Here is a 13,532-nt window from a genome sequence, read left to right on the forward strand (position 1 = left end):
AGCGTCATTTGTCGTCTAAAGATTTGCACAAAGTTATCCAGTCTTTTAAGTCTTTTGTGCTTATCATAAGGGCAAGGCGCTGATTTTACAATGGATAAATTTTCGTTTATGATGGGGTTTGTAATTAAAATTGTGATGGAAAAATGCGGGCTATGAACACGCTAAAAATCGTCAGTTATAACATTCATAAAGGTATGTCGCCGCTCAATCGCTTGGTGAAACTTGACGGTATGGCGAATGCGCTGGCGACACTTGCGCCTGATGTGCTGTGCTTGCAAGAAGTGCAAGGGCAAAATCTAAAGCGTGCGATGGCGTTTAATGAATATCCCACGCAGTCTCAGCACGCATGGTTTGGCGAGTATTTGCAGCTGGGCGACAGTTACGGCAAAAATGCCGAATATGAGCATGGGCATCACGGCAATGCGGTGCTGTCGCGTTTTGCGCTTGATCCTAAGCACAACGTCAATATCACGGTGAGCCGCCTAGAAAAACGTGGCGTGCTGCACTGCGAAATTCTGCCGCACGGCTGGGGCGTGCCTGTGGTGGTGCTGTGTGCGCATTTAAATTTATTAGAAAAAGACCGTGCCAAGCAATACCAAGCCATCAGAAAGTACATCGCTTGTGAGATTGATGAGCGTGCGCCTTTGATTTTGGCGGGGGATTTTAATGATTGGGCGAAAAAATCCACCGATTGCTTGGCGGGGCTTGGCTTGGTGGAAGTGTTTGAATGCGTGCAAGGCGCACACCCTGCGACTTTTCCTGCCAAGCTGCCGCTCTTGAGCCTAGATAGAATTTATGTGCGAAACCTTGCAGTGCATGACGTGGCGGTGCATTCTGGCGCGCCTTGGTCTGACTTATCCGATCATCTGCCCATCAGTGCGGTGGTGGGGTTGGTTTGAATTTGGGTTGTGATTTACCATTCAATCCATTTGCAGTTTGAATTAAAGAACGATAGGTGGGTTGGGTTGAACGAAAGTGAAAACCCAACATTTGAAATGACAAATCTTATTCTAAACATTGGATTTTCGTTTCACTCAACCCAACTTACGGTCGTTCTATTCATTCAACCGCCAACCGATTTACAACCACATTTATTCTCTTTAAAAAAAGCAAAAACCACAAACCTTGCGATTTGTGGTTTTTAGTTCTAGTCGTTCCTTGAATACGTCCTTTTATTTTCAATCCATGAGGTTGGCTCATCTTGAGCTATCACAGCATCTGTCCCTATCGGTCAATCCATCTACCTATCCTTGCTGTGTGAGTGTATTATGCCAAATCGCACCACATCACACCAGTCGCAAAAAGCGTCTTTATTTGTACGTTTTGGCTTACAAAGCGCAAGAACGCCTCCAGATTATCCGTGCCAATTTATCCGCACATAAAAAACCAACCGCCCTTAGAAAGCTAAGAGCGGTTGGGGCATTGCTTACGGAGTTGCAATTTAAAACTTAAGATTTTAACTTAGCTTGACATTGCGCCAAGCTAAGTTTGGCTTATGATTAACCTTGTTTTTTGCCAAAGGTCATGGTGATGACTTGCCATGCCACAGCCACAGCACCCACGATGAACACCACGTCGCCAAAGGTGCGCACCCAGCGTAGGGTTTCTAGGAAGCCTTGCTGCATGAACTCTTCGCTGCGCGCGTACCACAAGCCTTCGGTGATTGCCGCGTGCGCTTGGAAAATACCGATTGGCAATAGGCTTGAGAACATCATCAATGCAAGACCGATATTTAATGACCAGAAGCTCACTTTCATCAGCTTGTCGCTAAAGGCTTGCTCAGGGCGCAGATAGCGTGCAATCATCAGCACAAAGCCCAGCGCCAAGAAGCCATACACCCCAAATAGTGCCGCGTGTGCGTGTACTGCGGTGGTGTTCAAGCCTTGTAGGTAGAACAGTGATACTGGTGGGTTGATCATAAAGCCGAACACGCCAGCACCGATCATATTCCAAAACGCCACAGCGGTGAAGAATAGGATTGGCCATTTGAGTTTTTGCATCCATGGCGCTTGGTGCTGTTTTGACCAGCTTTCATAGCCTTCATAACCTAGGATAACCAGCGGTACAACTTCCAGTGCAGAGAATGACGCGCCCATTGCCATGACAGGTGTGGTTGTGCCTGTGAAGTACAAGTGGTGGAACGTACCCGGTACGCCGCCGATTAGGAACAGCGATGCCGATGCGATTGCCGAAGCGGTCGCCATGCGGTAGCTGACCAAGCCAAGATTATAGAAAATAAAGGCAAACGAAGCGGTAGCAAATACTTCAAAGAAGCCTTCTACCCACAGGTGAACCACCCACCAGCGCCAGTATTCCATGATGGCGATGTTTGTGCGCTCGCCATAGAACAAGCCAGAGCCGTAGAACAAGCCCACACACAGCACCGAAGCCACGAAGATGGCAAGTAGGTTTTTGTCGCCTTTTTGTTTAAAGCCGTACACCCAGCCGCGCATCATCAGCACAAGCCAAATCAAGATGCCAGCAAATTTAAGGATTTGCCAGAAGCGACCTAGGTCAATAAATTCATAGCCTTGATGACCGAACCAGAAGTTTAGCTCGGCTGGCATTTTGTGCGCAAGTGCGAAGTATTGCGATACAAACGAACCCACACAAACGATGACCAGCGCCACCCACAAAATATCCACGCCAAGTTTTTGGAATTTCGGGTCTTTACCGCCGTTGATGATTGGCGTAAGGAACAGACCTGCTGCCAAAAATCCTGTCGCCACCCAAAACAGCGCCAGCTGAATGTGCCAAGTGCGCACCAAAGAATACGGCAGCCAATCAGATACTTGAATGCCATAAAACGACTGACCTTCTACGGTGTAGTGCGCCACAAAGCCACCAACAAACACCTGCGCCACAAACAGTGCCACCACCAAAAAGCCATATTTGCCAAGTGCTTTTTGCGATGGAGTTAGGGCGATTTTTGACAATGGATCGGCTTGCGGTGCGGTAACGTGTTCTTCTTCGTTGCGATAAAACGCCATTACCCAAATCAAAAGACCCACGCCAGCAATCAAAAATACGATTGATGCGATAGACCAGATGATGTTTTCGGCAGTCGGTACGTTGTCAATCAAAGGCTCGTGCGGCCAGTTGTTGGTAAACGTAGCGTCTGTGCCGGGACGATCCGCTGACGCAATCCAGCTTGTCCAAAAGAAGAAGTCGGTCAAGCGTTCGCGTGCGGTCAAATCAGGCAAGGTGTTGTTTTTCATCGCAAAACTTTCACGAGAACCCACAAGTTCAGGGTCGTCGCCATACAGTGCGATGTAATAAGGCGCAACTTGCTCAATCGCTTTTAGGCGAGTGTCAGACAGCACCACTGTGTCTACGCCATTGTCCGCACTGCTGCGGTATTCGGCTTTCATTTCAGATTGTAGAGCGGCTTGTTCGCCTGCACCAAGCTCATCATAAGGCTTGCCGTAGCGTTCTTGGGCGGTGATGTCAAGCCACGCCACAAGCTCACGGTGCAGCCAGTCTGCCGTCCAGTCAGGGGCTTGATATGCGCCATGACCCAGCACAGAACCCAGCTGCATACCGCCAGTGGTTTGCCATGCCGATTGACCGTCTAAGATGTCTTTTTCGCTGATGACGACATCGCCATTGGTATTTACGAATTGTTTGGGGATTGGTGGTGCGTTGCGATACACTTCCACGCCGCCCCAGCCAAGCAACGTGAATGCCACGATAATCACGGCAAGCAGGCTTAGCCAGTATTTTTTATATTCACCCATTGCCTTGCTCCTTTGCTAGATTTTGGGTAGCCCTAACAAACCAGTGCGTCAAGCCTTGTAAAGTGTACGGATTTGCCAATGCGGCAGATACGCCATGCCTTTGTGGCTTGAGCATTTTCACGCTTTATGTGTGATGTTAAGCGTGTCAATCTTTGGTTCGAAACTTGTGTTATTTAAAGATGTATTTTAAATACATCTTTTATCGTTCGCCATTTTATACAGTTTGGTTAAGGGTGTCAAGATTTCTTACCAAAAAGTTACTATAAAATGAAGGTTTGAAAAAGTGATTTAAAAGCAAGCATAAAAAAATTTGACGACAGTTTGGTTACATTGCGCCTAATTTTGGGAGAATTTTTCTAAGCCTGAAATTTGCCAAGCGCAAATATGATACAATGACCCAATTTCACATCACAGGACATCAGCCATGAGCCAATCTTGCGCCAAATTCATCAGCTTAGAAGGCAGCGAAGGCGTGGGCAAAACCACCGCCATCAATGAATTGTGCCAATATTTAGACGCAAAAGGCATTCGCTATGTGCGTACGCGTGAGCCGGGCGGCAGTGCGTTTGCCGAGAAGTTGCGCGCGCTTTTGCTTGACCCTGACACTGCCATCAATGTGGATACTGAGCTGCTTTTGATGTTTGCCGCGCGTGCAGATCATTTACATCAGACGATTTTGCCTGCGCTTGATGCAGGCGTGTGGGTGGTGTGTGATCGGTTTTTGGACAGCACGCTTGCCTATCAGGGCTATGGGCGTGAGCATGGTGATGATGCGATTTTAAAAAAGATTGCCGCGCTGAGCGAGCATTTCGTGCCGCGCTTGCCTGATATGACGTTGTGGCTGGATTTGGATGTGCAAATTGGCATGGAGCGCGCCGCCAAACGCAGCGCCAAAGACCGCTTCGAAGCCTTAGAAATCGCCTTTTTTGAGCGAGTGCGTGCAGGGTTTGCCACCCAAGCTGCCGCCAATCCAGACAGAATCCACCGCATTGACGCAAGCGGTGCGCCTGATGATGTGCTGGCACAGATGGTGGCGGTTTTGGGGGTGTGAAACTTGACTTTTTATGACTTTATCTTTATTATAAGGCGAGAGTAGTTATAAGATGATTTGCATAAAAAGGAGTTATTATGATTTATAATGTGATTATGCAAAAAGCCAGCCTAAGCGATGGTTGGGATGGTAATGACTAACACGACAGTTGATTTTTTAAGCATGGCGACACCGATACTGACAGCTATCGGTGTTTTTGTTGCTGCTTTTACCATCTGGAACAATACAGAAAACGCCAAGAAAAAAGCCACGATTGATTTAATCATGGCTGAACGCAATGACATCGCCTTGCAAGAAGCCATCACGCAAATCAACGAGATGGCAAAGATTAAAGGGCATATTTTTGCGGTTTACGCATCAGATGATGATAAAAATTTTGAAAATCGCAAACACATTATCAAGCTATTAAACCAAAGAGAGTTTATTTCAGCTGGCGTGATTGGCGGTGCTTTGCACGAAAAAATGTATAAGAGTTTTAGTTATTCTATGTTTTTAAGAGATTGGAATAATCTAAAAGCCTTCATTTATGAGCTGCGCCGTGCAAGAAATAATCAGACCATATTTCAAGAATTTGAATATCTGGCGACAAAGTGGGAAAATACGCCATTGAAAAAACGCAAAATTAGATGATTTTGCGTTTTTTATTTTCCCAAATCGCCAAACCACCCGCAATCCGCCACACTCCAAGCAACACAAGCGTAACTTTCGCACAGCCGAGCAAGATTTTGCCACGCAAAAGCCACTTGACGGTAACTTTGCTTTTTTGCATACTAGTTTAATTCTAAGTAAGACGCATTTTCATTATAAAGATTTGTACAGATTGGCAGGAGCGATGACAAATGACGCAGTACACGGCAACTCATTCAAAGACGAACAACCCAAATCACACATCAGCGGCAGAGCTTGACAAGAGCTTGCCCAAACGTTTTGCCAAGCGATTGGGCGCAAGCCTGCTAAGCGCAAATTTGCTAAGTGCAAATCTGTTGGGCGCAGGCGTGCTAAGCGGTGCGCTGGGCGTAAGTTTGGGCGCAGGTGCGTTATTTGCCACGCAGGCGCACGCCGCACAAGCGATGGATTTTAGCGATTTGGTAGCGCAAGTTTCCCCGGGTGTGGTGCGCATCAGCATTGTCAAAAGTGTGAGCGAAGAAGAGATGGCGCGTGCGCAGGCGGTGGAAATGCTGCGGCAGTATTTGGGCGATCGCGCCAATTTGCCAGACGCAACGCCTGCGCTGGAGCACGCTTATGGCACAGGATTTTTCATCACCAAAGACGGCTATATTTTGACCAATCACCACGTCATTGATGGCGCTGACCGCATTACGGTAACGCTGTCTGACCGTACGGAGCTGGACGCAGTGCTGGTGGGATCTGATGAGCCATCGGACATTGCCGTGCTAAAAGTGGCAGGCGAGAATTTCCCTGCCTTGACGCTAAACACTGCAGACGATGTTAGGGTCGGTGAGCCTGTGCTGGCAATCGGTTCGCCTTTTGGGTTTGATTATTCAGCATCGGCAGGCATTGTGTCGGCAAAGTCGCGTAACGTTACGCGTGAAGCGGCTGTGCCTTTTATCCAAAGCGATGTGGCGCTCAATCCCGGCAATTCTGGCGGGCCGCTGTTTAATAAAAATGGCGATGTGGTGGCGGTCAATTCCTTGATTTTTAGCCGCACAGGCGGACATATGGGGCTGTCGTTTTCCATTCCGATTGATGCTGCCATGCACATTTATGAGCAAATCAAGGCGCACGGCAAGGTGATTCGTGCTTATATGGGCATTACCGTGCAAGACGTGGATCGTAATTTGGCGGAAGTTTATGGACTTGACAAGCCGCAAGGTGCGCTGCTTACTCGCATTGCTGCTGATTCGCCAGCTGCCAAAGCAGGGCTAAAAACAGGCGATGTGGTGCTAAGTTTTAACGGCAAACCCATCAGTATGGCGGCAGATTTGCTCAACCTTTTAAACCGCGCTCAGCCAGAAGATGTCTTTAATATGACGGTGTGGCGAGCTGGGCAAAGCATGAATGTGCAAGGCGGCTTTACCGAAGCGCCGCGCGATGTGTCAGCCGAGCAAAACCAAGGCGATGGCGTGCGCTTGGGGCTAAGAATGCGTGAGCTTAGCGCATCTGAGCAGCGCACCTTGGCGAGCATGGGCGCAGCAGGTGGCGTACTGGTAACGTCTGTAGACCCGATGGGTCTTGCGGCGCGTGCTGGCATTGCCGCAGGCGATGTGCTTTTGGGTCTAAATAATCACCCAACCACCAACGCCCAAAACGTGGCAGCCATCATCAAAACCTTGCCAAAACAAGGCGTAGTGCCTGTGCAGCTGATTCGTCAAGGTACGCCTGCCATCATTGGTTTGCGCATTGAATAAGTCTTGTGATAAAAAACGTGCGACAGCAGCCAAATCCACTTAAGAATTGATGAAAATAAATCCAAAAAATCATCAAAATTTATCGCAAGTGTGATAAACTAGGGAGAATGGTTTAAAATTTATGGGCAGATATGCCTAAGTAGGTTATCATGGCAGACGCATACCAAGACATTAAAAGCAAACTTCACGGCTCAATTCCTGCACTCATCACGCCAATGAAGCCTGATGGTGCGGTGGATTATGACACGCTGGCGGCACTGATTGACTGGCAAATCGCCCAAGGCACGCACGCGCTGGTGGCAGTGGGGACGACTGGCGAATCTGCCACGCTGTCTATGGACGAGCATGACAAAGTGATTCGCTTTTTTGTCAAATGCGTGAACGGACGTGTGCCAGTCATCGCTGGTACTGGCGCAAATAACACCGCCGAAGCCATTGAGCTGACCGCTGAAGCCAAAGACGCAGGTGCGGATGCGGCGCTTTTGGTCGTGCCTTATTATAATAAGCCATCACAAGAAGGCATTTATCAGCATTATAAGGCGATTGCCGAAGCGGTGGACATTCCGCAGGTTTTGTACAATGTGCCGGGGCGCACGGTGGTGGATTTGGCGCAGCAGACCGTAGAGCGTCTGATGACGATTCCAAACATCGTGGCAATCAAAGACGCAACAGGTGATTTGGCGCGCGGACGTGCGCTGATTGACGCAGTGGCAGATCACATCGTGGTGCTGTCAGGCGATGATCCAACGGCGCTTGAGCTGGTGAAATATGGCGCGCGTGGTAACATCTCAGTTACTGCAAACGTTGCGCCGCGTGTGATGGCAGACGTGTTTTCGCTGGCGTTGGCAGGTAAATTTGACGAAGCAAACGCCTTGCACGACACCATCAAGCATTTGCACAAAGATTTGTTCTGCGAAGCCAGTCCACAGCCGACCAAGTACGCACTGCACCGCATGGGCAAGATTGATAAAGGCATTCGCTTGCCGCTGGTGTGGCTGTCTGAGCAATACCATGCGCTGATTGATGAGTCGTTGGCAAAGGCAAAATTGATTTAAAACCGATTGAAAATTAAACGGATTTAGCGAAAATTTGTATCAGTTGCATGGCGATTTGCCAAACTGATAAAACCAAATCAACCAAAAACAAAGAATATTATGAAAAACCTAAGCAAAGTGGCGATTTTGGGCGCGGTGCTTGCCGTGATGACAGGTTGCAGCACGGTGAGCGGCTTTTTGGGCAAGCGTGATAACGGCAGTTTGGATTATCTGTCCAGCAAAAAAGCCGAGCCGATTTTATTGCCTGCCAACCAACAAAGCGCGGAGTTTGTGCCGCTGTATACCACGCCAACTGTGGGCGACAATCAGCTACAGCTGACCAACGAAGCAGGCAAGCAGTACGAATTGCCAAAGCCGCCACAGGTGCGCCGATAGATTTCATCAAATCCTTGCGAGCTTGTACGGCTCGCTTTTGCATTGTCCTATATAGTTGAGATTACTATGGAAAAACAAGCTCTGCTTTACGCTGGTAAAGCCAAATCTGTCTATGAAACCGACAACGAAGATTATCTGATTTTGCATTTTCGCAATGATGCCAGTGCGTTCAACGGTGAGAAAATTGAGCAACTTGACCGCAAAGGTAAGGTGAACAACCGCTTTAATGCCTTCATCATGCAAAAACTTGCCGAAGCAGGCGTGGAGACGCATTTTGAGCGTCAGCTGTCTGAAGATGAAGTGCTGGTAAAACGCCTAAAAATGATTCCTGTGGAGTGCGTGGTGCGTAACTTTGCAGCAGGCGGCTTGATGAAGCGTTTGGGTTTGGCAGAAGGCTTGCCGCTATTGCCGCCGACTTATGAGCTGTTTTATAAAGACGACAAACTTGGCGACCCAATGCTGTCAGAATCTACAGCGATTGCGCTGGGCTATGCCACAAGCGATGAGTTGGCACAAATGCACGCCATCACCCACAAGGTGAACGAAGTGCTGTCTAAGCTGTTTGACGATGCTGGCTTGATGTTGGTGGATTTCAAGCTGGAATTTGGCTTGTTCCACGGCAGAGTGGTGCTGGGCGATGAATTTTCACCAGATGGCTGCCGTCTGTGGGATAAAGAAACCAAGAAAAAACTGGACAAAGACCGCTTCCGTCAAGGTCTAGGCGGCGTGGTAGAAGGCTACGAAGAAGTGGCGCTGCGCATTGGTGTGCCGCTAGAAGACTGATTGCCAGTAAGACTTGCAGGTTTGGTTTGCGATTGCACTGTTTCATGTGGAACATTGCCGCACGCCAAACTTGCGCAACCAGACATCAACAACCGTCATAAATTATGTATTTTCAAACTTATAAAATCGTTGCTTACATTCCTGAAGACGCCCTAGAAAAAGTAAAAAACGCCATGTTTGACGCAGGCGCAGGGCATTTTGGTAAATATTCGCATTGTTCTTGGCAGACGCTGGGGCGTGGGCAGTTCAAGCCATTAGAAGGCGCAAATCCGACTGTCGGCACGATTGGCGAAGTGTGCGAAGTGTCTGAATGGAAAGTGGAAATGATTGTCCCTGAAAACAAGCTGTACGATGTGGTGCGTGCTTATAAAGAAGCGCACCCTTATGAAGTGCCAGCTTATGAAGTTTTTCAGACGGTGGACGTAGAAGACGATTGGTGATTGGCTTTGCCCATTCATCAGGCGCATAAAAACATCCAAAAACACCTAAGACGATAAGTTTTGGGTGTTTTTGATTTTTATTTTGGGTGGTTTTGCTTGCCAAGCTGCGCCCAAAATCTTTATAAACTTGGTAAATTTTGGTATGATGGTGCATTTACCAAATCAATGAATTTTCAAACCGCATGAACACCACCGACCCACTAGACACTCGCAGTATTGCCGAATTTACCGAGCAAGCCTACCTAAATTATGCCATGTACGTCATCATGGATCGTGCTTTGCCGCACATTGCCGATGGGCTAAAGCCTGTGCAGCGGCGCATCGTCTATGCTATGAGCGAGCTGGGTTTGCGCCACACCGCCAAGCCCAAAAAGTCCGCGCGCACGGTGGGCGATGTGCTGGGCAAATACCATCCGCATGGCGACAGCGCGTGCTATGAAGCGATGGTATTGATGGCGCAGCCCTTTAGTTATCGTTATCCACTGATTACAGGGCAGGGCAACTGGGGCAGTCCAGACGACCCAAAATCCTTTGCCGCCATGCGCTACACCGAAGCGAAAATGAGCAACTACGCCAACACGCTTTTGGCGGAGCTTGAGCAAGGCACGGTGGATTGGCAGGATAATTTTGATGGCTCTTTGTCTGAGCCTGTTACGCTGCCTGCACGTTTGCCGAACATTTTATTAAACGGTACAACGGGCATTGCCGTGGGCATGGCGACCGACATTCCGCCGCACAATCTGACCGAAGTGGTGAAAGCTGCCATTCGTCTTTTGAAAAATCCTGATTTGAGCGTCAAGCAGCTTGCCACGACTGTGCTTGCGCCAGATTTGCCAACGCGCGCTGAAATCATCACGCCAAAAGACGAGCTTGTCGCCATGTATGAGACGGGCAAGGGCAGCTACAAAATGCGTGCCACTTATCATGTGGACGACAAGGATAAAAACACCATCGTCATTGACGCGCTGCCGTATCAGGTGTCGGGCAATAAAATCCTTGAGCAGATTGCCAAGCTGATGAACGACAAAAAATTGCCGTGGGTGGTGGACGCCAATGATGAAACCGACCACGAAAACGCTTGTCGTATCGTGATTGAGCTTAAAAAAGGCAAGCACGACATTGAAAAAATCATGGGGCATTTGTTTGCCAGCACCGATCTTGAGACCACTTATCGTGTGAATATGAACATGATTGGGCTAAATGGCAAGCCACAGGTCAAAAACCTAAAACAAATCCTGTCTGAATGGCTGACGAGCCGCCGCATGGTGGTAACGCGCCGCCTGAATCATCGCCTTGAGAAGATTGAAAAGCGTCTGCATATTTTGGCAGGCTTGCTGATAGCGTATCTGAACATTGACGAAGTGATTCGTATCATTCGTGAAGAAGACGACCCAAAACTTGAGCTGATGAGTCGTTTTGGCTTGACGGACGTGCAAGCCGATGCGATTTTAGACATCAAGCTGCGCCAACTTGCCAAGCTAGAAGAAATCGAGCTTAATGCCGAGCGCGACCGTCTAGAAGCTGAGCGTGAGACGCTGCTTGGTTTGCTTGGTGATGCTGACAAACTGACCGCTTTGATGATTGATGAGCTGAGTGCAGACATGAAAGCGCATGGCGATGAGCGCCGTTCGCCTGTGGTGGAGCGCAGTGAAGCGGCGGCGATTAAGGCAAGCGATCTTGTGCCGAGCGAGCCTGTAACGGTGATTTTGTCAAAAGCTGGCTGGATTCGTGCCGCCAAAGGACATAATGTGGACGCAGCCGCGCTCAACTACCGTGCTGGCGATGGCTATCAGGCGCACGCTTTTGGCAAGACCAACGAAAAGCTGATTTTGCTTGATGGTGCAGGGCGCAGCTATGCGCTGGATACGGTGAATTTGCCAAGTGCGCGCGGGCAGGGTGAGCCGATTACCAGTATGCTATCGCCAAGCCAAGGCGTGCAGCTTGAGCAGCTGGTGTTCGTCAGCCAAGCGCCAAACTTACTGCTGGCAAGTGCGGCAGGCTATGGCTTTGTGAGTGCGACCACAGGACTTGAGACCAACCAAAAAGCAGGCAAGGCGATCATCACGCTTGGCGGTGCGGCGCTTTTGCCAGTGGCGAGCGTGCAGGCTGAGCATCGCTGGGTGGCAGCAGCAAGCAGCGCAGGCTATTTGCTGGTGTTTGCGCTTGAAGATTTGCCGACTTTGGCAAAAGGTAAAGGCAACAAAATCATCACCTTAAAAGATGGCGAAACGCTGGTGTCGGTGGCAAGTTTTGCGGATAATGACAGCTTGGTGGTGGCAGCTGGTAAGCGCACGCTGACGCTAAAACCTGCCGACCTTGTCAATTATCAAGCTAAGCGAGCCACGCGTGGCGGCAGATTGCCAAAAGGCTTTTGGAATGTGGCAAGCCTTGCGGTGCAAACGCCTGCCGAAAGCTGATTTGTCAGACAAACTTATCGTTTGCATAAAAAATCACCGCCTGAATCGTCAAGCGGTGGTTTTGTTTATAAATCTAAGATTCAGTCATCAGCCTAAAATCTGAGATAAAATCACTGGGCGGTAAATCCAGCCGCAGCACTTTCCATGCGTTTGGCAAGCTGCACATCACGGCTTTGTACTGCGCCTTGTTTGGCATCGCCAATGCGCACTTTGACGGTGTTAAAATAGTTTTCCCACGTTGGGTAATGCTCTAGACTTTCGGCATAAAACGCCACGCGCATGATGAATGCCATCGCTGTGGCAAAATCGGCGAATTGGTAAGTTTTAATCAAGCTGTTGCCGTCTTGTTGCCAGTTTGGCAGGGTGTCAAGCTGTAAGGCGACTTGGTCTGCGGTAAGACTGCTCATAAATTTCCTTGAATGAATGGTTGAAATTGACGATAGTTTAGCACATTTCAAGGCTTTGTGTGCGTTTTTTACAGGTGAAATTTCACCGCTGCGCGCTGCGTTGTGGTAATATTGACCGCACCAATTTTAACGCACGCATATTCAAGTCGCACTGGCTTTCACCATCACGATTTCACAAGCCAAACGCCCAACATCACAAGGACTGCCCATGAATTTTACGCCTGATTTTGCCATTTATCTGCTGGATATGGTGGGGATTGTGGCGTGCGCCATCGCAGGGACGACGCTTGCGCTGCACAAACGCTTTGATTTTTTCGGCTGTATTTTGGTGTCTATGGTGAACGCCATCGGCGGCGGGACGCTTCGAGATGTCATGTTGGGTCGCCATCCGCTGTTTTGGATGACGGATTTAAATTACGTCATCGTGATTACCGCCACGTCTTTGCTGTGCCAAGTGTTTTTTGGGGCGTATCGGCGTGTGGCGTGGACGTTGGTGTTTTTTGACGCTGTTGGGCTTGCGGCATTTAGTGTGATTGGGCTGACGGTGGCGTTGTCGCTGGGCGCACACCCTTTGATTGCCATGCTGATGGCGGTGATGACGAGCATTGCAGGCGGCATCATGCGTGATATGATTTGCCATGAAATTCCGCTGGTGCTACAAAAAGAGATTTACATCAGTGCAAGCATCATTGGTTCGCTTTTGTATCTTGGGCTGGAGCGGCTGGCGGTGCCGACACACATCACCGAGACGCTGACTTTGATGACGATTTTTGGCGTGCGAATGCTGGCGGTGCGCTTTGATTGGCATTTGCCATCTTTGCAGCTGAAATTGGGGCGGTAATTTGGGGGCTGTGTGAAAATATTGTTTGAAGGGTTTGGTTTGTAGATACCATCCCCA

14 protein-coding genes are annotated in these 13,532 nt (G+C 49.0%); 10 read left to right on the forward strand and 4 right to left on the reverse strand.

All coding sequences use genetic code 11. The annotated features are described in order from the left end of the window. Positions 1-152: 152 nt before the first annotated feature. Positions 153-899, forward strand: a complete 747-nt coding sequence (locus B0181_RS02715; protein ID WP_078275954.1) for an endonuclease/exonuclease/phosphatase family protein — start codon at positions 153-155, stop codon at positions 897-899. Positions 900-1,499: 600 nt separating this feature from the next. On the opposite strand, the gene B0181_RS02720 is transcribed toward B0181_RS02715, so the two are convergent. Next, positions 1,500-3,737: a nitric-oxide reductase large subunit gene (locus tag B0181_RS02720; protein ID WP_078275955.1), complete on the reverse strand. Its 2,238-nt coding sequence runs from the start codon at positions 3,735-3,737 to the stop codon at positions 1,500-1,502. After that, complete coding sequence (locus B0181_RS12435) at positions 3,730-3,852, reverse strand: hypothetical protein (RefSeq protein ID WP_281271119.1); 123 nt, start codon at positions 3,850-3,852, stop codon at positions 3,730-3,732. The genes B0181_RS02720 and B0181_RS12435 overlap by 8 nt, the downstream gene beginning before the upstream one ends. Positions 3,853-4,161: 309 nt before the next feature. On the opposite strand from B0181_RS12435, the gene tmk reads away from it, so the two are divergent. Next, positions 4,162-4,788 (forward strand): dTMP kinase, encoded by a 627-nt coding sequence (tmk, locus tag B0181_RS02725; protein ID WP_078275956.1) that lies wholly within the window; start codon positions 4,162-4,164, stop codon positions 4,786-4,788. A 132-nt stretch (positions 4,789-4,920) separates the two neighbouring features. Further along, positions 4,921-5,418, forward strand: a complete 498-nt coding sequence (locus B0181_RS02730; RefSeq protein ID WP_115338086.1) for a DUF4760 domain-containing protein — start codon at positions 4,921-4,923, stop codon at positions 5,416-5,418. On the opposite strand, the gene B0181_RS12025 is transcribed toward B0181_RS02730, so the two are convergent. Then, on the reverse strand, positions 5,411-5,557 hold the full coding sequence (locus B0181_RS12025; RefSeq protein ID WP_158078924.1) for a hypothetical protein: 147 nt from the start codon (positions 5,555-5,557) through the stop codon (positions 5,411-5,413). The two genes, B0181_RS02730 and B0181_RS12025, sit on opposite strands and share 8 nt — an antisense overlap. Before the next feature lie 70 nt (positions 5,558-5,627). On the opposite strand from B0181_RS12025, the gene B0181_RS02735 reads away from it, so the two are divergent. The 6 genes from B0181_RS02735 (at position 5,628) to parC (ending at position 12,227) form a co-directional block, all read left to right on the forward strand. Then, positions 5,628-7,157: a Do family serine endopeptidase gene (locus B0181_RS02735; protein ID WP_078275958.1), complete on the forward strand. Its 1,530-nt coding sequence runs from the start codon at positions 5,628-5,630 to the stop codon at positions 7,155-7,157. Positions 7,158-7,306: 149 nt separating this feature from the next. After that, complete coding sequence (dapA, locus tag B0181_RS02740) at positions 7,307-8,212, forward strand: 4-hydroxy-tetrahydrodipicolinate synthase (protein WP_078275959.1); 906 nt, start codon at positions 7,307-7,309, stop codon at positions 8,210-8,212. Between the two features lie 99 nt (positions 8,213-8,311). Then, on the forward strand, positions 8,312-8,587 hold the full coding sequence (locus tag B0181_RS02745) for a hypothetical protein (protein ID WP_078275960.1): 276 nt from the start codon (positions 8,312-8,314) through the stop codon (positions 8,585-8,587). A 66-nt stretch (positions 8,588-8,653) separates the two neighbouring features. Next, positions 8,654-9,370 carry a phosphoribosylaminoimidazolesuccinocarboxamide synthase gene (gene purC / locus B0181_RS02750; RefSeq protein WP_078275961.1) on the forward strand — a complete coding sequence of 239 codons (717 nt, stop codon included), beginning with the start codon at positions 8,654-8,656 and terminating at the stop codon, positions 9,368-9,370. Positions 9,371-9,474: 104 nt separating this feature from the next. Then, positions 9,475-9,810, forward strand: coding sequence for a YqfO family protein (locus B0181_RS02755; RefSeq protein WP_078275962.1), 336 nt, complete (start codon positions 9,475-9,477; stop codon positions 9,808-9,810). Positions 9,811-9,992: 182 nt separating this feature from the next. Beyond that, the gene (parC, locus tag B0181_RS02760; RefSeq protein ID WP_078275963.1) at positions 9,993-12,227 is read left to right on the forward strand and encodes a DNA topoisomerase IV subunit A; all 2,235 of its coding nucleotides are present in this window, start codon (positions 9,993-9,995) and stop codon (positions 12,225-12,227) included. Positions 12,228-12,337: 110 nt separating this feature from the next. Here parC and B0181_RS02765 read toward each other — a convergent pair whose 3' ends face one another. Next, positions 12,338-12,634: a 4a-hydroxytetrahydrobiopterin dehydratase gene (locus tag B0181_RS02765; RefSeq protein ID WP_078275964.1), complete on the reverse strand. Its 297-nt coding sequence runs from the start codon at positions 12,632-12,634 to the stop codon at positions 12,338-12,340. A gap of 208 nt (positions 12,635-12,842) precedes the next feature. Here B0181_RS02765 and B0181_RS02770 point away from each other — a divergent pair, with 208 nt between their 5' ends. After that, the gene (locus tag B0181_RS02770) at positions 12,843-13,475 is read left to right on the forward strand and encodes a trimeric intracellular cation channel family protein (RefSeq protein WP_078275965.1); all 633 of its coding nucleotides are present in this window, start codon (positions 12,843-12,845) and stop codon (positions 13,473-13,475) included. The last annotated feature ends 57 nt before the right edge of the window (positions 13,476-13,532 follow it).

It is taken from the genome of Moraxella caviae, assembly GCF_002014985.1.
Classification (GTDB): Bacteria; Pseudomonadota; Gammaproteobacteria; order Pseudomonadales; family Moraxellaceae; genus Moraxella; species Moraxella caviae.